The 21393-nt window shown below is 69.9% G+C and carries 16 protein-coding genes; 10 read left to right on the forward strand and 6 right to left on the reverse strand.

The genetic code is table 11. The annotated features are described in order from the left end of the window. The first annotated feature begins 68 nt into the window (after positions 1 to 68). On the forward strand, positions 69 to 1334 hold the full coding sequence (locus AC57B8_RS04745; RefSeq protein WP_062475477.1) for an MFS transporter: 1266 nt from the start codon (positions 69 to 71) through the stop codon (positions 1332 to 1334). Positions 1335 to 1354: 20 nt separating this feature from the next. Here the strand turns inward: AC57B8_RS04745 and AC57B8_RS04750 are convergent, their stop codons facing one another. Continuing rightward, the gene (locus AC57B8_RS04750) at positions 1355 to 3073 is read right to left on the reverse strand and encodes a bifunctional protein-serine/threonine kinase/phosphatase (RefSeq protein WP_496478823.1); all 1719 of its coding nucleotides are present in this window, start codon (positions 3071 to 3073) and stop codon (positions 1355 to 1357) included. Between the two features lie 64 nt (positions 3074 to 3137). Between AC57B8_RS04750 and nirB the strand changes: the two genes are divergently transcribed. The 6 genes from nirB to cobA are packed head-to-tail and all read left to right on the forward strand — an operon-like array spanning position 3138 to position 11377. After that, complete coding sequence (nirB, locus tag AC57B8_RS04755) at positions 3138 to 5570, forward strand: nitrite reductase large subunit NirB (RefSeq protein WP_496478824.1); 2433 nt, start codon at positions 3138 to 3140, stop codon at positions 5568 to 5570. 13 nt (positions 5571 to 5583) lie between these two features. Further along, on the forward strand, positions 5584 to 6372 hold the full coding sequence (locus AC57B8_RS04760; RefSeq protein ID WP_496478825.1) for a type IV pili methyl-accepting chemotaxis transducer N-terminal domain-containing protein: 789 nt from the start codon (positions 5584 to 5586) through the stop codon (positions 6370 to 6372). Positions 6373 to 6407: 35 nt separating this feature from the next. Beyond that, positions 6408 to 6812 (forward strand): nitrite reductase small subunit NirD, encoded by a 405-nt coding sequence (gene nirD, locus AC57B8_RS04765; RefSeq protein WP_062475470.1) that lies wholly within the window; start codon positions 6408 to 6410, stop codon positions 6810 to 6812. A gap of 7 nt (positions 6813 to 6819) precedes the next feature. Further along, on the forward strand, positions 6820 to 9621 hold the full coding sequence (locus AC57B8_RS04770; protein WP_496478826.1) for a nitrate reductase: 2802 nt from the start codon (positions 6820 to 6822) through the stop codon (positions 9619 to 9621). Between the two features lie 47 nt (positions 9622 to 9668). Continuing rightward, positions 9669 to 10574: a DNA-binding protein YbiB gene (gene ybiB, locus AC57B8_RS04775; protein ID WP_489058772.1), complete on the forward strand. Its 906-nt coding sequence runs from the start codon at positions 9669 to 9671 to the stop codon at positions 10572 to 10574. Beyond that, the gene (gene cobA / locus AC57B8_RS04780; RefSeq protein ID WP_496478827.1) at positions 10571 to 11377 is read left to right on the forward strand and encodes a uroporphyrinogen-III C-methyltransferase; all 807 of its coding nucleotides are present in this window, start codon (positions 10571 to 10573) and stop codon (positions 11375 to 11377) included. Before ybiB ends, cobA begins: the two co-directional genes overlap by 4 nt. Here cobA and AC57B8_RS04785 read toward each other — a convergent pair. The 5 genes from AC57B8_RS04785 to AC57B8_RS04805 form a co-directional block, all read right to left on the reverse strand. Further along, positions 11374 to 11706 (reverse strand): copper-binding protein, encoded by a 333-nt coding sequence (locus AC57B8_RS04785; RefSeq protein ID WP_369629499.1) that lies wholly within the window; start codon positions 11704 to 11706, stop codon positions 11374 to 11376. The genes cobA and AC57B8_RS04785 overlap by 4 nt on opposite strands. Beyond that, complete coding sequence (locus AC57B8_RS04790; protein ID WP_496478828.1) at positions 11703 to 14870, reverse strand: efflux RND transporter permease subunit; 3168 nt, start codon at positions 14868 to 14870, stop codon at positions 11703 to 11705. The genes AC57B8_RS04785 and AC57B8_RS04790 overlap by 4 nt, the downstream gene beginning before the upstream one ends. Continuing rightward, the gene (locus AC57B8_RS04795; protein ID WP_496478829.1) at positions 14867 to 16360 is read right to left on the reverse strand and encodes an efflux RND transporter periplasmic adaptor subunit; all 1494 of its coding nucleotides are present in this window, start codon (positions 16358 to 16360) and stop codon (positions 14867 to 14869) included. The genes AC57B8_RS04790 and AC57B8_RS04795 overlap by 4 nt, the downstream gene beginning before the upstream one ends. After that, positions 16357 to 17589 carry a TolC family protein gene (locus AC57B8_RS04800; RefSeq protein ID WP_496478830.1) on the reverse strand — a complete coding sequence of 411 codons (1233 nt, stop codon included), beginning with the start codon at positions 17587 to 17589 and terminating at the stop codon, positions 16357 to 16359. The genes AC57B8_RS04795 and AC57B8_RS04800 overlap by 4 nt, the downstream gene beginning before the upstream one ends. Positions 17590 to 17665: 76 nt before the next feature. Then, positions 17666 to 18052: a hypothetical protein gene (locus tag AC57B8_RS04805; RefSeq protein WP_496478831.1), complete on the reverse strand. Its 387-nt coding sequence runs from the start codon at positions 18050 to 18052 to the stop codon at positions 17666 to 17668. Between the two features lie 81 nt (positions 18053 to 18133). Here AC57B8_RS04805 and AC57B8_RS04810 point away from each other — a divergent pair, with 81 nt between their 5' ends. From AC57B8_RS04810 to AC57B8_RS04820, 3 genes are read left to right on the forward strand one after another with little or no spacing between them, the layout of a single operon-like run. After that, positions 18134 to 19258 carry a sterol desaturase family protein gene (locus AC57B8_RS04810; protein ID WP_070063138.1) on the forward strand — a complete coding sequence of 375 codons (1125 nt, stop codon included), beginning with the start codon at positions 18134 to 18136 and terminating at the stop codon, positions 19256 to 19258. Positions 19259 to 19260: 2 nt separating this feature from the next. Next, on the forward strand, positions 19261 to 20046 hold the full coding sequence (locus AC57B8_RS04815) for a YaeF family permuted papain-like enzyme (protein ID WP_139140387.1): 786 nt from the start codon (positions 19261 to 19263) through the stop codon (positions 20044 to 20046). After that, positions 20043 to 21260, forward strand: coding sequence for a BaiN/RdsA family NAD(P)/FAD-dependent oxidoreductase (locus AC57B8_RS04820; RefSeq protein WP_496478832.1), 1218 nt, complete (start codon positions 20043 to 20045; stop codon positions 21258 to 21260). Before AC57B8_RS04815 ends, AC57B8_RS04820 begins: the two co-directional genes overlap by 4 nt. Positions 21261 to 21393: the final 133 nt, after the last annotated feature.

A 21393-nucleotide genomic window follows, 5' to 3' on the forward strand; every position in this document is an offset into this window, starting at 1 on the left:
ACTCCACCCCTGTCCGTCGACACGGCCGCTCCCCGGTCGCGCCGCGGCTTTTTGCACCTTTGAACGCCATGTCCGGTTTCAGGAATTTCTTGCAGTCAGGCCACAGTCCGACCCTGTTCGCGGCCTTCCTGTACTTCTCGTTCTCCTGCTGCATCTGGGTGCTCAACGGCGCCATGGCGCCCTTCATCGGCGAGACCTTCAACCTCTCGCCCGCGCAGAAGGGCCTGATGCTGTCGGTGCCGATCATCGCGGGCGCGCTCATGCGCTTTCCGCTGGGCCTGCTGTCGCAGTACATCGGCCGCAAGAAGGCCACGCTGGTCGAGATGGGCCTCATCGCCGTGGCGATGCTGTTCGGCTTCTTCTTCGTGAAAAGCTTCAACGACCTGCTCGCCATGGGCGTGCTGCTGGGCATCGCGGGCGCGAGCTTCGGCGTGGCGCTGTCGCTGGGTTCGGGCTGGTTCCCGCCGCAGCACAAGGGCCTGGCGATGGGCCTGGTGGGCGCGGGCAACGTGGGCACGGCCGTGTCGGTGCTGGTGGCGCCGCCGCTGGCCAACTGGCTGGGCTGGCAGGCGGTGTACGGCGTGGCCGCCGTCGCGATCCTCATCCCGATGGTCGTGATGGTGTTCTTCGCGAAAGAGCCGCCGGACGTGGACCCGCACGGCAGCTTCCGCGCCCACATCGCCTGCCTGTTCGAGAAAGACGGCTGGGTCTTCAGCCTGATCTACGGCGTGACCTTCGGCGGCTTCATCGGCCTCACGACCTTCCTGCCCTCGTACTACTACGACCAGTTCGGCGTGAGCAAGGTGCAGGCCGGCCAGCTGACGATGCTCGCGGCCTTCATGGGCGCGGCGGTGCGCATCGTGGGCGGCTGGCTGTCCGACCGCTGGGGCGGCGTGAACACGCTCACGGTGGTGCTGCTGGTGGTGGCCGTGGGCCTCGTGCTGGTGGGTTTCTCGTCGGGCTCGCTGGCGCTCACCACGCTGCTGCTCATCGTCTGCTTCGCCGCGCTGGGCGCGGGCAACGGCGCGCTGTTCCAGCTGGTGCCGCTGCGCTGGCCCACGAGCACGGCGGTGGCCGGCTCGATGATCGGCGAGATCGGCGCCCTCGGCGGCGGCCTGGTGCCCAACGCCATGGGCCTGTCGAAGCAGTACCTGGGCAGCTATGCCTGGGGCTTCGTGTTCTTCGGTGCGCTCTCGCTGGCGATGCTGGGCGTGATGCGCGTGATGCAGATCCGCTGGACACGCACCTGGGCCGAAAAAGGCGGACGCGCGCGCGTCACGCCAGCCCCTGCGGTTGCCAAGCCCTCGCCCGTTCGCAAGGCCGCCCGTTCATGAGCCTCTTCGCCCGCCCCCGCTCAACGTGGCAAGAAAAGCAGCCACACGATGAGCAGCACGTTGAACAGCACCGACACGCCGAGCGCGAGCTGGTACAGAGCGAGCGGGTCGCGGCGGATCAGCGGTGTGGCGGCGGGCGCGTTCACGGGGCGCGAGGCGCCGCGCTCCAGCGCGAGCAGCATCTCCTCGGCGGTTTCGAAGCGTTCGCGCGGGTCGCGGGCCACGGCCTTGCGCACGAGGTGGTCGAGCCACACGGGCACGTCGGGCCGCAGGCGCGAGAGCGCGACCGGGTCGCGCCGGTAGCGCGCCACCTGGTAGGGCTCGATCTCGCCGTAGGGCAGGTGCCCGCCGAGCCACTGGTAGAGCGTGGCGCCGAGCGCGAACAGGTCGCTGCCCGCATCGGCCACGCCACCCTCTTCCCACTGCTCGGGGTTGATGTAGCTCGGCGTGCCCGCATGCAGCTCGCGCTGCGCCGCGCCTTCGCGGCCCGAGATCGCCACGCCCAGGTCGAGGATGCGCCAGTGCCCGTCGTCACCCCGGTGCAGGTTGCCGGGCTTGATGTCGCGGTGGACCACGCCGTGGCGGTGCAACCGCCCGAGCGCACGGCTCACCTCGATGGCCGCGGCGACCACCTCGGCCACGGTGCCGCGCGTGCCGTCCTTGCGCATCTGCTCGAGCGTGCGGCCGCCGTGCCAGTCGAACACGATGTAGAGCGCGCTGGCGTCGGGTGCGCGCTCGTGCACGCGCACGAAGCCGCCGCCCTGCCCCACGCGCTGCCCCAGCCAGGCCTCGTGCGCCAGCATCGCGCGCTCCTGCGGGTCGCTAGCACGCGACGGGTGCAAGGTCTTGAGCGCAACGAGTTCGCGCGTGACCGGATGACGCGCCTGGTACAGCAGGTGCACGCCGGTGTCGGCCACCAGCCCGGTGATGACGTAGCCGTCGAGCACATCGCCCACCTTGAGCCACGGCGGCGGTGCGAGCCGGCGGCCGTCGCCGAGTTCGTCGTCGAGCTGGCGCGCGTCGAGCCCCACCACGCGGATCACCAGCGCGGTCGCGTTGTCGCGCGTGCCGGCGTCGAGCGCCGCCTGCACCAGCGCTTCGCTTGCTGCCTCGGCGTCGCCCTGCAGCGCGAGCGCGGCCACCTGCTGCGGCTTGAGCACGGCGTGCACGCCGTCGGTGCTGAGCACGAAGCAGTCGCCCACGCGCACGTCGCCCTGCAGGTAGTCGACGCGCACCTGGTCGTCCAGGCCGATGGCGCGCGTGAGCCGGCTGCGCATGTCGGGGTGGTCGAAGGCGTGGTCCTGCGTGAGCAGCTGCGCGGGCTCGCCGTCGGCGCGCACGCGCCAGGCGCGGGTGTCGCCCACGTGGGCCAGCGTGTAGCTCTGGCCGTGCAGCACCAGCGCGGTGAGCGTGGTGAGCGCCGTGCCGGCGCCCTCCTGCTTGCCCTGGCGCCGGCGGTTGTGGTCGGCCAGCCAGCCGTTCTGCGCGCCGATCAGGCGGTCGAGCGCGGCGGTCGGCTCCCAGGTCGCGGGCGTGGCGAAGTAGTCGGCCAGCAGGCCCATCACCGTGGTCTGCGCCGCTTCGCGGCCGCGTCCGCCGCTCGAGACCCCGTCGGCAATCGCCGCAATGAGCCCGCGCGCCTCGTCGCCGGCCGGCGCATGCACCGTGCCGGCGAAGTCCTCGTTCGCGTCGCGCGGCCCGCGCTGGCTGCTGTAGCCGATGTCCACTTCAAAGCTCATGGCGCGATTCTGACCGCGCGCCGCGGGCCGTCGTTCGGTTGATTTCCCTGAAAGGTCCCGCCCCATGAAGAAAATGAAACTCGTGATGGTCGGCAACGGCATGGCCGGCGTGCGCACGCTCGAAGAGCTGCTGAAGATCGCGCCCGACCTGTACGACATCACCGTCTTCGGCGCCGAGCCGCACCCCAACTACAACCGCATCCTGCTGTCGCCCGTGCTCGCGGGCGAGCAGACGGTGGACGAGATCGTGCTCAACAGCTGGGAGTGGTACAGCGACAACCACATCACGCTGCACGCCGGCAAGAAGGTGGTCGAGGTCGACCGCGTGAACCGCATCGTGCGCGCGGAAGATGGCACCGAGGCGCCCTACGACCGCCTGCTGATGTGCACCGGCTCGAACCCCTTCATGCTGCCCGTGCCCGGCAAGGACCTGAAGGGCGTGATCGCCTACCGCGACATCGCCGACACCGACTACATGATCGAGACCGCGCGCACGCACAAGAACGCCGTGGTCATCGGCGGCGGCCTGCTCGGCCTGGAAGCCGCCAACGGCCTGATGCTGCGCGGCATGACTGTGACGGTGGTGCACGTCATGCCCTGGCTCATGGAGCGCCAGCTCGACGACGTCGCAGGCAAGCTGCTGCAGAAATCGCTCGAAGACCGCGGCCTGAAGTTCCTCATGGGCGCGCAGACGCAGGACCTGGTCGGTGGCGACGATGGCCGCGTGAAGGCCATCCGTTTCAAGGACGGCACCGAAGTGGCAGCCGACCTCGTGGTGATGGCCGTGGGCATCCGCCCCAATGTGGAGCTGGCCGAGAAGATGCGCCTGCACTGCAACCGCGGCATCGTGGTCACCGACACGATGCAGACCGTGACCGACGCGCGCATCTACTCGGTGGGCGAATGCGCGGCGCACCGCGGCATCGCCTACGGCCTGGTCGCGCCGCTGTTCGAGCAGGCCAAGGTGGCGGCCAACCACCTGGCGCTGTTCGGCATCGGCCGCTACCTCGGCTCGCTCACGTCCACCAAGCTCAAGGTCACGGGCATCGACCTGTTCAGCGCCGGCGAGTTCATGGGCGGCGAAGGCACCGAGGAGATCGTGATGAGCGACCCCTTCGGCGGCGTCTACAAGAAGCTGGTTCTGAAAGACGACAAGCTCATCGGCGCCTGCCTGTACGGCGACACGGTGGACGGCAGCTGGTACTTCAAGCTGCTGCGCGATGGGCGCAGCGTGCACGACATCCGCGACAAGCTGATGTTCGGCGAATCGAACATCGGCGACACCGGCCACGAGGGCCACAGCAAGGCCGCGAGCATGCCCGACGATGCCGAGGTGTGCGGCTGCAACGGCGTGAACAAGGGCACCATCTGCAAGGCCATCAAGGAGAAGGGCCTGTTCACGCTCGACGAGGTGAAGAAGCACACCAAGGCCAGCGCCAGCTGCGGCTCGTGCACCGGGCTGGTCGAGCAGATCCTGATGTTCACGGCCGGCGGCGACTACTCGGCCACGCCGAAGAAGAAGGCGATCTGCGGCTGCACCGACATGAGCCACCAGGACGTGCGCGACGCGATCCGCAAGGAGCACTGGCTCACGCACGACGCGGTCTACCGCGGCATGGGCTGGCGCACACCCAACGGCTGCGCCACCTGCCGCCCGGCCGTCAACTACTACCTCATCAGCACCTGGCCGAAAGAAGCGAAGGACGATCCGCAGAGCCGCTTCATCAACGAGCGCAGCCACGCCAACATCCAGAAGGACGGCACTTACTCCGTCATCCCGCGCATGTGGGGCGGCCACACCACGCCCGACGAACTGCGGCGCATTGCCGATGCGGCCGACAAGTACAAGATCCCGACCGTCAAGGTCACGGGCGGCCAGCGCATCGACCTGCTGGGCGTGAAGAAGGAAGACCTCGAAGGCGTGTGGAAGGACATCGGCATGCCCTCGGGCTTTGCCTATGCGAAGTCGCTGCGCACGGTAAAGACCTGCGTGGGCAGCGAGTGGTGCCGCTTCGGCACGCAGGACAGCACGCAGATGGGCAAGGACCTGGAGCGCGCGCTGTGGGCCATGTACTCGCCGCACAAGGTCAAGCTGGCCGTGTCAGGTTGCCCGCGCAACTGCGCCGAGGCCGGCATCAAGGACGTGGGCGTGATCGGCGTCGACTCGGGCTGGGAGCTCTATGTGGGCGGCAACGGCGGCATCAAGACCGAGGTGGCGCAGTTCCTCGTGAAGGTGAAGACCGCCGAGGAAGTGATGGAACACGCCGGCGCCTTCCTGCAGCTGTACCGCGAGGAAGGCTGGTACCTGGAGCGCACCGTGCACTACATCGGCCGCGTCGGGCTGGACTACGTGAAGAAGAAGATCCTCGAAGACGCCGAGGGCCGCAAGTCGCTGTGGGAGCGGCTGCAGTTCGCGCTCGACGGCGAACCCGACCCGTGGTTCGAATCGGCGCAGGCCTCGGTGGATGTGCGGCAGTTTGCGCCGCTGAGCGTGTGATCGGAGTGACCGCTTGAAACGACGACTCTTCATCGCATCTTTCGCCCTCGCCGCACTCGCCCCGGTGGGCGCCCGTGCGCAAGTGGCCGACCTCAACGACGCCATCAACAAGGCCGGCCGCCAGCGCATGCTGTCGCAGCGCGCGAGCAAGGCCTACCTCGCGCTGGTGCAGAAGGTGGAGCCGCGCAGCGCGCAGCAGGTGCTCGACCGTTCCGTGGCGCTGTTCGAGCGCCAGCTCGGCGAGCTCAAGGCCTTCGCGCCGACACCCGCACTGCGCGCCACCTACGACGGTCTGGACGGCGCCTGGCGCGCCTTCCGCACCGAGCTGGCCGACGCAGCACCCGGCCGGGAGGCCGCCGCGCGGGTGGTGGCGCTCGACGCCGCCGTGCTCGCGCTGGCCCACCAGGGCACGGCGCAGTACGAGGCCGCCTCGGGCAAGCCGGTCGGGCGGCTGGTCAACATCGCGGGGCGCCAGCGCATGCTGTCGCAGCGCATGGCCAAGTGCTACCTGGCCGCGGCGATGCAGATCGACCCGGCCGGCAGCACCGCAGAGATCGCCAAGGCACGCACCGAATTCCTGGCCGCGCTCGAACTGCTGCGCAACGCGCCCGAGGCCACCGCACAGATCCGCCAGGAGTTGGTGCTGGCCGATGCGCAATGGATGTTCTTCAACCGCGGCCTGCAGCGGCTGGACGGTGCGGGCGCCTCGCCCGCGCTGATGTCCGACGTGTTCGTGAGCAGCGAGAACCTGCTCGCGATCATGGACCGCGTGACCGGCCTGTACGCCGAGATCAAGACCTGACCCGCGCCCGCCCCCAAAGACAAGAGAGCCCCACCATGAGCGATTGGAAAGCCATCTGCCGCCTCGACGACATCCCCGTGCTCGGCGCCCGCCGCGTGATGCGGCCCGCCGGCCTGGACGTGGCCGTGTTCCGCAATGCCGAGGACCAGGTCTTCGCCCTGCTCGACCGCTGCCCGCACAAGGGCGGCCCGCTGAGCCAGGGCATCGTGTTCGGCACCAGCGTGGCCTGCCCGCTGCACAACTGGGCCATCGGCCTGGACGACGGCTGCGCCCGCTCACCCGACGAAGGCTGCACGCCGAAGTTCGCGGTGAAGCTGGAAGACGGCGTGGTGCACCTGGACGCCGGCGAGCTGGCCACGCACGCGCTCGACCTGGAGCGCCCGGTCGCCGGACCGCAGCGCCTGGCCGCCGTGACGGTCCTGTCCCCGGAAGAAGGTTGAGGCCCGCATGACCCAGGAGACGCGCTCCACCTGCCCGTACTGCGGCGTCGGCTGCGGCGTCATCATCGAATCGCAGGGCGACCAGATCACCGGCGTGCGCGGCGACCCCGACCACCCGGCGAACTTCGGGCGCCTGTGCACCAAGGGCTCGACCTTGCACCTCACGGCCAGCGCGACCGTCACGCGCCAGACGCGGCTGCTGCAGCCCCTGCAGCGCCTCGTGCGCAAGGAGGCGCCCGCGCCCGTGGCGTGGGACCACGCGCTCGACCTCGCCGCCGGCAAGTTCGCGCAGGTGGTGCGCGACCACGGCCCCGACGCGGTCGGCTTCTACGTGTCGGGCCAGCTGCTCACCGAGGACTACTACGTCTTCAACAAGCTGGCCAAGGGCCTGGTCGGCACCAACAACATCGACACCAACTCGCGCCTGTGCATGAGCAGCGCCGTGGCCGGCTACAAGCAGACGCTGGGCGCCGACGCGCCGCCGGCCTGCTACGACGACCTGAAGCACGCCGAGTGCCTGTTCATCGTGGGCAGCAACACGGCGTGGGCGCACCCCATACTTTTCCGCCGCATCGAGGACGCGAAGGCCGCGAACCCGGCGCTGAAGATCGTCGTGGCCGACCCGCGCCGCACCGACACGGTCGAGATCGCCGACCTGTTCCTGCCGATCCAGCCCGGCACCGACGTCATGCTGTTCCACGGCATGCTGCACCTGATGCTGTGGGAAGGCTGGACCGACACCGCCTACATCGCGGCCCGCACGAACGGTTTCGACGCGCTGAAGGCCACGGTGCGCGACTGCACGCCCGACACCGTCGCGCAGGTGTGCGGCATCCCGAAGGACGACCTGCTCGCGGCGGCGCGCATGTTCGCCACCTCGCCCGCCACGCTGAGCCTGTATTGCCAGGGACTGAACCAGTCGTCCAGCGGCACGGCGAAGAATGCGGCGCTCATCAATCTGCACCTGGCCACGGGCCAGATCGGCAAGCCCGGCGCGGGCCCGTTCTCGCTCACGGGCCAGCCCAATGCGATGGGCGGGCGCGAGGTGGGCGGCCTGGCCAACCTGCTGAGCGCACACCGCGACCTGGCCAACCCCGAGCACCGCGCCGAAGTGGCCGCGCTGTGGGGCGTGCCCTCGGTGCCCGAGAAGCCCGGCAAGACGGCCGTCGAGATGTTCCAGGCCGCGGCCGACGGCGAGATCCGCGCGCTGTGGATCGCCTGCACCAACCCCGCCCAGTCGATGCCCGACCAGGCCACGGTGCGCCGCGCGCTCGAACGCGCCGAGTTCGTCGTGGTGCAGGAAGCCTTCGCCACCACCGCCACCTGCGCCTTCGCCGACCTGCTGCTGCCCGCCACCACCTGGGGCGAGAAGGAAGGCACCGTGACCAACAGCGAGCGCCGCATCTCGCGCGTGCGCCCGGCCGTGCCGGCGCCGGGCGAGGCGCGCAACGACTGGTCGATCGGTGTGGCCTTCGCGCGCCGGCTCGAACAGCAGCTGGGCCGCAGCTTCACGCTGTTCCCGTACGAGAGCGCCGAGTCGGTCTGGAACGAGCACCGCGAATCCACGCGCGGGCGCGACCTCGACATCACCGGCCTGAGCTACGCGATGCTCGAGAACGCCGGCCCGCAGCAATGGCCGCTGAAGGAAGGCGAGCGCACCGGCCGCGTGCGCCTGTACGAAGACGGCGTGTTCCCCACGCCCGACGGCCGCGCGCGCTTTGTCGACACGCCCTACAAGCCCGTGGCCGAGGCGCGCGAGGCGCGCTTTCCCTTCTCGCTGAACACCGGCCGGCTGCGCGACCAGTGGCACGGCATGAGCCGCACCGGCACGGTCGGCAAGCTGTTCGGCCACGTGGCCGAGCCCGTGGTGCAGATGAACGCGCAGGACATGGCGCGCCGCCAGATCGCCGAAGGCAACCTGGTGCACCTCACATCGAAACGCGGCTCGATCCTGCTGCCGGCGCGCGCCAGCGCCGAGATCGGCCTGAGCCAGGCCTTCGTCGCCATGCACTGGGGCGAGGAGTACCTGAGCGGCTGCTCGTCGACCGGCGTGCGGCTCGCGGGCATCAACGCGCTCACCACGCCGGCCTACTGCCCGACCTCGAAGCAACCCGAGCTCAAGCACACGCCCGTGAAGATCCTCAAGGCCGAGCTGCCGTGGTCGCTGCTGGCCATGGCCTGGCTGCCCGCCGGCGACGCGCTCACGGCGCAGCGCGCACTGCAGCCGCTGATGGCGCTGTTCCCCTTCGCCACCTGCGTGCCGTTCGCGGGCAATGCGCCCGGCGAAGAAGAACGCAGCGGCGTGCTCTTTCGCGCCGCCGCGCACGACGCGCCCGACGCCGCGCTGGTCGAAAAAATCGAAGCCCTGCTGGGCCTGCAGACCGCCGACACCCTGCGCTACGCCGACCACCGCCGCGGCCAGCGCCGCGCCGCGCGGCTGGTGCGCCGCGCCGACGGCAGCGCCGGGCTCGAAGCCTTCCTGCTGGGCGGCGACACCAGCGCCGAAGCCTGGATCGCCACCCTGCTGCGCGAGGAGCTGCCGGCCCAGAGCTACGGCCGCCTGCTGCTGTCGCCGGGCGCCCGCGCGCCGGTGGCCGTGCAGTCGCGCGGCAAGCCGGTGTGCGCCTGCTTCAACGTGACCGACCGCGCCATCGAGGCCGAGCTGCTGCGCTGCACCGGCAGCGCCGACGAGCGGCTGGCGGCGCTGCAAGGGACGCTGAAATGCGGCACCAACTGCGGGTCGTGCGTGCCGGAGCTCAAGCGCATGGTGCGGGCCACCCCGGCCGAAGCACTGGCCGTGGGGGCATAAGCCGACTCACATTCCGGCATAAGCGTTGCGGGACAATCCGCCTACCCATGGGAATCAGCCACTACATCAAGGAAATCGGCCGCGGCGCGCGGGGCGCCCGTCCGCTCACGCGCGAGCAGGCCTGCGACCTGTTCGGCCAGGTGCTGGACGGCACGGTCACCGACCTGGAGATCGGCGGCTTCTGCCTCGCGATGCGCATCAAGGGCGAGACGCCCGAGGAAATGGCCGGCTTTCTCGACGCCACGCATGCGCGCCTGAACCCCGTGACGACCCGCGGCGGTCCGCTGATCGTGCTGCCCAGCTACAACGGCGCGCGCAAGCTGCCGGTGCTCACGCCGCTCCTGGCGCTGCTGCTGGCGCGCGAGGGCCTGCCGGTGCTGGTGCACGGCAGCGCGAGCGAAACCTCGCGCGTACTGGCATCGAACGTGCTTTCGGCCCTGGACATGCCCCCGATGACCACGCTCACCCCGATCGCCGCCGGCCAGGTGGGCTTTGCCCCGACCGAGCTGCTGAACCCCGCGCTCAAGCGCCTGCTCGACGTGCGCCGCGTGGTGGGCCTGCGCAACCCCGGCCACAGCGTGGTCAAGCTGATGCGCCCGACCACCGGCCCCTGCGTGGTGGTGGCCAGCTACACGCACCCCGAATACGCCCGCACGATGGGCGAGACCTTCGAGCTCACGGGCATGACCGCCCTGCTCTCGCGCGGCCTCGAAGGCGAGGTGGTCTCCGACCCGCGCCGCACCGCGCAGATCGACGGCTTCGTGCGCGGCGTGCGCAGCGAACTCCAGGCCCAGGCCGCCGGCACCGCCGCCGACGTGCCCGGCCTGCCGAAAGAAATCGACGTCGCCACCACGGCCGCCTACACGCGGCGCGTGCTGGCCGGCGAGCTTCCCGTGCCCGAAGCCATCGCGACGCAAGTCAGGCACATCACCGAACTGGCCTCCCACGCATGAACCACGCACTTCCCCTCATCACCGGCCGCTGCACGCTGGTGGGCGCCGGCCCCGGCGACCCCGAGCTGCTGACCGTCAAGGCCGTCAAGGCGATCCAGGCCGCCACGGTGCTGCTGGTCGACGACCTCGTGAACGACGCCGTGCTCCAGGCCTACGCCCGGCCCGGCGCGCGCATCGTGCACGTGGGCAAGCGCGGCGGCTGCAAGAGCACGCCGCAGGCTTTCATCGAGCGGCTCATGATCACGGCCGTGCGCGAAGGCGAGACCGTGGTGCGCCTGAAGGGCGGCGACCCGTTCATCTTCGGGCGCGGCGGCGAAGAGGTGGAGCACCTGCGCGAGGCCGGCATCGAATGCGCGGTGGTCAACGGCATCACCGCCGGCCTGGCCGCCGTGACCTCGCTGGGCGTGCCGCTCACCCACCGCGACCACGCGCACGGCGTGGTCTTCGTCACCGGCCACGCCAAGACCGGCGCCGGCGCGGCCGAAGACCCGACCGACTGGCGCGCGCTGGCCGCCACGGCGCACAACGCCCGCCTCACGCTCGTGATCTACATGGGCGTCTCGGGCGCCGGGCACATCGAGCGCGAACTGCTGCACGGCCTGCCGGGCGACACGCCCGTGGCCGTGGTGCAGCACGCGAGCCTGCCGCACCAGCGCCACCTCGTGACCACGCTGCAGGGCCTGCAGGCCCGCATCGCCGACGCCGGGCTGGCCAGCCCGGCGGTGATCGTGGTGGGCGACGTGCTGCAGGGGCTGGCCGCGGCGGCGCTGCAACCGGGCGACGCCGGCCGGTTCGGGACCTAGCGCGCAGCTTCGAGGTGCGTGACGGTCGGCTTGCCCTTCACCACCTCGACATGAAACCGGACCTTGTCGCCGGGCTTGACCTGTTCGAGCATCTGCTTCTCGGCCACATCGAAACCCATCGTCATCGGCGGCATCGCCAGGTTGGGAATGTCGCCGTGCTTCAACACGATCAGGCCGCGGGCCGGATCGATCTTCTGGACCACGGCATCGGTCAGCATGCCCGGCGCGGACGCCTTCGCGGGCGGAGGCTCGCTCTTCGGCGCCTGGGCCTGGGCGGCACCGGCCAGGCTGGCGACCAGTGCGAAGGCAAGGGGATGGAGAAAGTTCATGAAGTGGCTCCTTGACGAGATGAGGGGTTGGAAACAGCAGATGACAAAGGGGCGCGACGGCGCAACAGATACCAGGCTGCGGGCACGACCAGCATGCTCAACAGCGGCGCGGTGACCATGCCGCCCACCATGGGCGCGGCAATGCGGGTCATCACCTCCGAGCCGGTGCCGCTGCCCCACAGGATGGGCAGCAGGCCGGCCATCACGACGGCCACGGTCATGGCCTTGGGCCGCACGCGCAGCACGGCGCCTTCGCGGATCGCGGCCAGGAGCGTCTCGTCGTTCATCGGCTCGCCGGCATCGAGGCGCCGTGCCAGCGCGTTCTTCAGATAGACCAGCATCACCACGCCGAACTCGGCCGCCACGCCAGCCAGCGCGATGAAGCCGACCGCCGTCGCCACCGAAATCGAATGGCCCAGCGCCCAGATGAGCCAGAAGCCGCCGACGAGCGAGAACGGCACGGCCGCCATCACGAGGGCCGCATCGGCGAACGAGCGGAACAGCAGGTACAGCAGCACGAAGATCACCGCCAGCGTGGCCGGAACGACCAGCTTCAGCCGCTCGGTCGCGCGCGCCAGGTACTCGAACTGGCCGGACCATGACACCGCATAGCCCGCGGGCATCTTCACGGCCTGGTCGACCGCCGCCTGCATGTCGTGGACGGCGGAGCGCAGGTCGCGCCCGCGCACGTCGACGTAGACCCAACCCGACAGCCGCGCGTTCTCGCTGCGCAGCATCGGCGGGCCGTCTTCGATGGCGATGCGCGCGACATCGCCGAGCAGCAGTTGCGCGCCCTTGTCCGTCACGAAGGGCAGCTGCCGCAGCCGCTCCAGCGAATCGCGGATCTCGCGCGGGTAGCGCACGTTGATCGGATAGCGCTCGCGGCCCTGGATCACTTCGCCCACGTTCTCGCCGCCGATGGCCGTGGACACCACGGCCTGCACATCGGCCACCGAGAGGCCGTAGCGCGCGGCGGCGAGGCGGTCGACATCGACGTCGATGTAGCGCCCGCCGGTGAGCCGCTCCGCCAGCGCCGACGACACGCCGGGCACGCCCTTCACCGCCGCCTCGATCTGCGTGGTCAGCTTGTCGATGGTGGCCAGGTCCGCCCCCGCTACCTTGATGCCGACCGGGCTCTTGATGCCCGTGGCCAGCATGTCGATGCGGTTGCGGATGGGCGGCACCCACACGTTGGTCAGGCCCGGCACCTTGACGGCGCGGTCCAGCTCCTCGACCAGCCTGTCGGGTGTCATGCCGACGCGCCATTGATCCTTCGGCTTGAACTGAATGGTGGTCTCGAACATCTCGAGCGGCGCGGGGTCGGTCGCGGTGTCCGCGCGGCCGGCCTTGCCGAACACGCGCGCAACCTCGGGCACGGTCTTGATGAGGCGGTCGGTCTGCTGCAGCAGCTCGGCGGCCTTCGACACCGACAGCCCCGGCAGCGCCGACGGCATGTAGAGCAGGTCGCCCTCGTCCAGCGGCGGCATGAACTCGCCGCCCAGGCGCATCAGCGGCACCACGGTGAGCGCCAGCAGCACCGCGGCGACGGCCAGCGTCCCCTTGGGAAAACGCAGCACCAGTTCCAGCGCGGGCCGGTACACGGCCATCAGGAAGCGGTTCACGGGATTGGCGCCTTCGTGCGGAATGCGCCCGCGCACCAGGTAGCCCATGAGCACCGGGATCAACGTCACCGACAGGCCTGCCGCTGCCGCCATCGCATAGGTCTTGGTGAAGGCCAGCGGCGAGAACAGCCGCCCCTCCTGCGCCTCGAGCGAGAACACGGGCACGAAGGACAGCGTGATCACCAGCAGCGAGAAGAACAGCGCCGGCCCGACCTCCACCGACGCGTCGGCCACCAGCCGCCATCGCTCGACCACCGTCGGCTGCCGGCCCTGCGCTGTCTCGAAGGCCTCGATGTGCTTGTGTACGTTCTCGACCATCACGATGGCACCGTCCACCATCGCGCCGATGGCGATCGCGATGCCGCCCAGCGACATGATGTTGGCGTTGACGCCCTGCCAGTGCATCACGATGAAGGCCGCGAGCACGCCGATCGGCAAGGCCACCACCGCCACGAGCGCCGAGCGCAGGTGGAACAGGAAGACCACGCAGACCAGCGCCACCACGATGAACTCCTCGATCAGCTTGCCGCGCAGGTTGTCGACGGCGCGATCGATCAGCAGCGAGCGGTCGTAGGTCGGCACGATCTCGACGCCCGGGGGCAGGCCGGGCTTGAGCGTTTCCAGCTTGGCCTTGACGGCCTCGATGGTCGAGCGCGCGTTCTTGCCCGAGCGCATGACGATCACGCCGCCCGCCACCTCGCCTTCACCGTCGAGTTCGGCGATGCCGCGGCGCATCTCGGGGCCGATCTGCACGGTGGCCACGTCGCGCAGCAGCACCGGCGTGGCGCCCGTCACGGCCAGCGGGATGGTGCGGAAGTCGTCCAGCGAACGCAGGTAGCCACGCGAACGCACCATGTACTCGGCCTCGGCGAGTTCGACGACCGAGCCGCCCGAGGCCTGGTTGGCCTTCTGCAGCGCCGTCACGACCGCCTGCTGCGTGATGCCCAGCGCGCGCATGCGGTCGGGGTCGAGCACCACCTGGTACTGGCGCACCATGCCGCCGATGCTGGCGACCTCGGCCACGTCGGGCACGGTCTTCAGTTCGAACTTGAGGAACCAGTCGTTCAGCGCGCGCAGCTGCCCGATGTCGCGCGTGCCCGTGCGGTCGACCAGCGCGTACTCGTAGACCCAGCCCACGCCCGTGGCATCGGGGCCCAGCGAGGCGTTCGCGCCGGCGGGCAACCGGCCCTGCACCTGGTTCAGGTACTCGACGACGCGCGAGCGCGCCCAGTAGGGATCGGTCTTGTCGTCGAACAGCACGTAGACGAACGAGTCGCCGAAGAACGAGTAGCCGCGCACAGTCTTGGCACCGGGCACGCTGAGCATGGTGGTGGTCAGCGGGTAAGTGACGAGGTCTTCGACCACCTGGGGCGCCTTGCCGGGGAAAGGCGTGCGGATGATGACCTGCGTGTCCGACAGGTCGGGCAGCGCATCGAGCGGCGTGCGCACCACCGACCACCACCCGGCGGCCACCAGGAACAAGGTCGCGATCAGCACCAGGAAGCGGTTGCCGATCGACCAGCGGATGACGGCGGCGATCATCGCTTGGCGCCCTGTGGCATGCGCTGGACGGAGACCAGCTCGTAGCCGGTGGGGCCGCCCTCCTTGAACTCGAAGCGGACCAGGTCGCCGGGCTCGATGTCCGGGAACGCGTCGGGCGATGCCTTCGCAAAGCCCATCGTCATCGACGGCCACTTGAGCGTGGCGACAGGCCCGTGCGAGATCGTGAGGCCGTCGGGCGCCACGCTTTCCACCTTGCCTTCGGCCTGGTGCAGCACGGCAGCCGGCGCTGCGGCCGTGGCCGCAGGCGATGCCATGCTGCCCAGCACCGACCGCAGTCGGGCTTCCGAGTCGATGAGGAACTGGCCGCTGGCCACCACCTGCTCGCCTTCATTCAGGCCCGAGACGATCTCGGTGTCGTCGCCCAGGTCCGCGCCAGTCGACACGTCGCGCGGCTCGAACGCGCCGTCGGCCTTGCGCACGATGACGACCGCGCGCTTGCCGGTGCGGATGACGGCTTCGGACGGCACGACGAGCCGGGTGCTGGTGGGCCCCGTCACCTGCAGGCGCAGCAGCATGCCGGGCGTGAGCTTCCCGTTGCTGTTGTTGACCTCGAAGCGGGCCTTCAGGGTGCGGGTGGCCGCGTTGACCTCGGGCAGGATCTCGTCGAGCGTGCCGTCGAACGACTGGGCCGCATCGGCCTGGAGGGTTGCCCTGACCTTCTGGCCGCGCGCGAGCCGCACGGCCTGCGCTTCCGGGATCTCGGCCGCCGCCCAGACCTTCTCCAGGCCCGCGATGCGAAAGAGCGTCATGCCGGGCGTGACCGCGACGCCTTCGCGCACGCCCAGCTCGGCCACCACGCCGTCGGACGGCGCGGTGAGCACGTAGCGCGCCTGCGCCGTGCCGGTTTCCTCGCTGCGGCGGATGAGCTCGGCGGGGATGGACAGGGCCCGCATGCGATCACGCGCGGCCGCGACGAGGTCGGCGGAAACGCCCGAGCGCTTGAGGGCCAGCCATTCGTTCTGCGGCCCGAGCCATTCAGGCGCGAAGACCGTCGCCAACGCCTGCCCCTTGCGCACGCGCTCCATCGGCGCACGGACCGACAGGCGCTCGACGTAGCCCGCCACGCGCGTCTGCACGACGACATTGAGGCGCTCGTCGAACTGCACGGCGCCGACCGCATCGAAGGACTCGGAGACTTCCGCGCGCCGCACGCCGGCATACCGGATGCCGAGGTTCTGCTGGACCGTGGGGCTCACCTGCACGCCGCCTGCACTGCCCGTGCCGGTGGTGCTGTCGGCATACATGGGCACCAGCTGCATGTCCATGAACGGCGACTTGCCGGGCTTGTCGAAGCGCGGGCCGGGCACCATGGGGTCATGCCAGTAGAGAACCTTGCGACCGTCCGGGGTGGACGGCGCGGTCGTCGGTGCCTCCGTGGACGGGGCGGTCGTGCGCCCCAGGTAGAAGCCGCCTGCTGCGAGCAACAGGGCGGCCAGCAGCGAAGCACCGATCGTGCGTGTGCGGTTCATGGGGCCCCCTCGGTGGTGAGCGGCCGGAAGGCCAGTTGGACGTGGGTTCTGGCCAGGTCGCGCTGCAGCGTCAGCAGCTTGCGCTGCGCTTCGACTTCGGCATGCCGCGCCTCGAACAGCGTGACGAGGCTGCCCTGGTTCGAGCGGTAGGCCGCCGTTGCGGCCGCCGTTCTCTGGCTGGCCGGAACGACCACGCCCGTGCGGTAGCGGTCGATGCGTTGCTGCAGGCGTTGCGCATCGCTGCGCAGCGCCTGGTATTCGGCGGTCGCGGCCCGGGTGGCTTCGGCCAGGTCGGCCTCGGCTTTCTCGACCAAGGCGAGCTTGGCGGCGGTGTCCCGGTCCTGCCGTTCGCCGGGTGCGACGGGCAGCGGAATGCTCAGGCCCACCGACACCATGTCGGCGTAGCCGGTGCGCTGGCCGTAGGCGAGCTCCCAGGTCCAGTTCGGCTTGCGGTCGGACGCGGTGACGGCCGCCGCCTGCCTGGCCACGTCGACATCGCGCTGCAGGGCCGCGACCGTGGGGTGCGCGGCCACATAGGCCGCTTCGGAGGGCACGGCGATGGCGCCCGGAGAGCGCAGTTCGTCGGGCGGCACGCCGACCCAGCGCTGGAAGGCGACGCTGGCGGCTTCCTGCTGCTGCAGGAGATCCGCCGTCTCGTCTTCCGCGATGCCTCTGGCGCCGGCCAGGGCCAGCACGTCCTGGCTGCTCCCTGCGGCCGACGACAGGCGTGCGCGCGAGGCTTCCAGTTCTTCGTGCGCGTGGTGTTCCATGCGCCGCGCGAGCTTGATGCTCTCGCCGGCGTAGAAGGCGTCCACGTACGCGAGCGCGGCCTGCCGGCGGGTGTCGGCCACGGCGGCCTGCACCCGCACCGCCTCCAGCCCGACCGACGCCTCGGCGGCGGCCTGCCGCGCGGCGCGCTTGTCGGCGGACAGCCATTCCTGGCTGATGCCGATGCGCTTCATCGTCATCGCATCGCGCGTGGTGTGGAAACGATCCGCGCCCGTCGCAGGCAGGTTGTCGACGCCGATGCGCAGCGTGGGATCGGGAAGCTGCGGGGCCGCGGAGGCCGCCGCCGTGGCGCTGGCGACGCCGGCACGGGCGGCGCGGGTGGCTTCGGAGCGCCGGGCCGCAAGCTCCAGCGCTGCATCAAGAGATAAGGGGGCCGCCGCCGCTAGGGACGGCAGCAACGCGACGGCCCAGACGGTCGCGCGCGAAAAAGGAAGGGACATGAAAACTCCGCAAACGAACGAGCGAATCGCTGGCAGGCGGACGCGCCGCACCAGCACCGGTCAGTCGACGGAGATGTCAGACGCGCAGTCTGCGCGTGGCGAGAAAAACGGGATCGGGCGGTGGATGCTGCCGCTCCGGCACGGCCTGCGGCGGAAGGACATGGCCTTCCGACACCAGCACCAGGGGCATCACCACGAGCTGCACGATGGCCGGCAGCGAAGGCGTGGTCAGCTTCACCGGCTCGAAGGACAGCGACAGGTCTGCGGCATGCTGGAAGCACAGCACCGGCTGGGCCATGTCCATGCCTTCGCAGGGCTCGCCCGACGCCATCATGTCGGCCATCGAACCCGGGCTGTCCGGGGCGCCGGGGCAGACATAGCCTGCCAGCGCCAGCTGCGAGAACAGCAGCGACAGGACCACGAAAATCGCGGTCGTGCAGCGACGGAGGGAGCGGCGGGCCATGAGGAGCCGCAGTGTAGCGCCGCCGTCCGGGCGCCGCCTAAAATCCCGCCCGGCCCAACGAACAAGAAGGAAGAGGCAGGGATGCTCGACAAACTCAACGAATTCACCGAAAGCCACGGCGAGCTGCGCCGCGGGCGCGGGCTGGTCACGGGCACCATCGCCTTCAGCCTCGCTGCCCTGTGCTTCCTGGGCGTGCTGGCCTTCCACTTCCCGCAGTACCTGACGACGCCCGAGCTGCGCAAGAGCTACAACGTCGACGTGATGCGCGTCATCCTGCTGACGGCGCTGGTCATTGCGGGCGGGCTCTCGCTGGTCAACATCATCTTCAACCGCTCGCGCTGGCTCTCGTCGGCCGCGTTCCTGCTGGTGGCGGTGTCGGCGCTGCTGGGCGGGCACAAGGTGCCGGTGCACGACTTCGCGGACCACACGCCGTACATCGGGCTCGATTGGTTCATCCTCGACCTCTTGGGCTCGTCGCTGATCTTCATCTTCATCGAGAAGCTCTTTGCGCTGCGCAAGGACCAGCCGGTGTTTCGCGAAGAGTGGCAGACCGACTTTCATCACTTCGTGGTGAACCACATGATCGTGGGCTTCGTGCTGCTGGCCACCAACCTCATGGTGCACAAGCTCTTCGGCTGGGCCGCCAACGACGGCATCCGCGGCTGGGTGAGCAACCTGCCGTTCTGGGCCGGCATCCTGTTGATCATCCTGGTGGCCGACCTCGTGCAGTACTGGACGCACCGCGCCTACCACGAGGTGCCGGTGCTGTGGCGCCTGCACGCCGTGCACCACAGCGTGAAGAGCATGGACTGGATGGCGGGCTCGCGCCAGCACATCCTGGAGCTGCTGATCACGCGCACGCTGGTGCTCGCGCCGATCTACGTGCTGGGCTTCAGCAAGGACGTGATCGACGCCTACATCGTGGTGGTCGGCTTCCAGGCGGTGTTCAACCACTGCAACGTGAGCGTGCGCCTGGGGCCGCTGCGCTACCTCATCGTGACGCCCAACTTCCACCACTGGCACCACAGCCAGGACATCGAGGCGCTCGACAAGAACTACGCGGCGCACTACGCCTTCCTCGACTACCTCTTCGGCACGGCCGTGAAGAGCACCAAGCTCTGGCCCGAAAAATACGGCGTGCTGGGCGACTACGTGCCCAACGGCTTCTTCAAGCAGCTGAAGTTCCCGTTCGTGTGGAAGGGATGACCATGGCCTCCCTTCTTCGCGCCGTGGCGCTCGCCGCGGCGCTGCCGCTCTTGCTCTCGGCCTGCGCCACGCGCATCGAGATGCCCTCCGAAACCTCCGGCCTGCGCCTGCGCGTGCAAAGCTCGGTGATCGCCCCCGGCAACGGCGGCGAGCTGATCGGCGCCGAGGTGCTGGCGCCCGGCGACATCCTGCTGACCTCGATCGCCACGGTGAATTCGTTCGGCATCCGCCTGGGCACCTTCTCGCCCGTGAGCCATGCCGTGCTGTACCTGGGCGACGGCCAGATCGCCGAGGCCGTGGGCACCGGCGTGCGCGCACGGCCGCTGGCCGAGGTGGTCGACGAAGAGCAGATGGTCGTGGCCTTCCGCGTGCCGGGCCTCGTCGAGGCCGACGTCGAGAAGATGCGCGACTGGGCGCACTCGCAGGTCGGCACCCGCTACAACACCGCCGGCGTGCTGCTGAACGCACCCTTCGTGCTGAACCGCCGGCTGTGCGAGCTGCCGCTGATTCCCTCGGCCGTCAGCGCGTATTGCATCAGCGGCCTGGCCACGGTGCAGCTGGGCGCCAGCCGCAACGACCAGTTCTTCTGCTCCCAATTCGTGCTGGAGGCCTACCGCCAGGCCGGCGTGCCGATCACCGACGCCGACCCGCGCTGGGTGAGCCCCGCCGACCTGCTCCACATGCGCGAGGGCGACGTGCCCTCGATCGCCGCCACGCAGCCGCTGCGCTACGTGGGCCACCTCAAATACAACCCGCCGCCGGTGCTGGCGGCGGACGGACCCGCTTGAGCTCTTCTCCTCCCTCTTCTTCCTTTGACGTCGTTGTCGTCGGTGCCGGCGCCGCCGGTCTCTTGTGCGCCGCACTGGCGGGCCAGCGCGGCCTGCGCGTGCTGCTGGTCGACCACAGCGAGAAGGTCGGCGAAAAGATCCGCATCTCGGGCGGTGGCCGCGCCAACTTCACCAACCGCGACCTCGACGTGCGCGCGCCGCAGCGCCATTTCGTCGGCGACAACCCGAATTTCTGCCGCTCGGCGCTGTCGCGCTACGCGCCGCAGCAGTTCATCGACATGGTGCAGCGCCACGGCATCGCGTACCACGAGAAGCACAAGGGGCAGCTGTTCTGCGACGGCTCCTCGCAGCAGATCGTCGACATGCTGCTGGCCGAGTGCGCCGCCGGCAACGTCGAACGCTGGCAGCCGTGCAAGCTCGGCGACATCGCCTTTGTCGACGGGCGCTACCAAATCAGTAGCACGCGCGGCCCGATCGACGCACCCAAGCTCGTGGTGGCCACCGGTGGCCTGTCGATTCCCCAGATTGGTGCGAGCGACTTCGGCTACCGGCTCGCCGAGCAGTTCGGCCTGCGCCTGGTCACGCCGCGCCCGGCGCTGGTGCCGCTGACCTTCGGCGGCGACGCCTGGGCGCCCTACGCCGGCCTGGCCGGGCTGGCACTGCCGGTGCGCATCGAGACCGGCGGCAAGAAGGACAGGATGGCCTTCCTGGAAGACCTGCTGTTCACCCACCGCGGCCTGTCGGGCCCGGCGGTGCTGCAGATTTCGAGCTACTGGAAGCCCGGCGCCCCGCTGACGCTGGACTTCGCGCCCGGCATGGACGTGGCCGAGTCGCTGTCCGACGCCAAGCGGCGCTCCAAGAAGCGCATCGCCAACGAGCTGGCCGCGCTGGTGCCCTCGCGCCTGGCCGACGCCTGGGTCGGCGAAGACCCGGCCCTGCAGCGCCCGGTCAACGAGGCCACCGACAAGGCGCTGGCGGCGCTGTCCGAGCGCATCGCCCGCTGGCAGATCACCCCCAGCGGCACCGAGGGCTACAAGAAGGCCGAGGTGACGGCGGGCGGCGTCGACACCCGCGATCTGTCGTCGCAAACCATGGAATCGAAGCAGCCGGGCCTGTATTTCATCGGGGAAGTGGTCGACGTGACGGGTTGGTTGGGCGGATACAACTTCCAGTGGGCGTGGGCGAGCGCCCATGCGTGCGCACAGGCCCTCTGAAGGCGCACTCTCGAGGTTTTTTCCAGGACACCGAGGAACCGGCTTTGCCGGGCCTCAGGTGTCGCCCCCGGCGAGGGGGTTGGAGAAGCGACACGAAGTGCGCGCAGCCTGGGGGAGTGCTATACTCGCGGGC

The organism is Variovorax sp. BGA-UO-ETr-C22 (genome assembly GCF_059567965.1).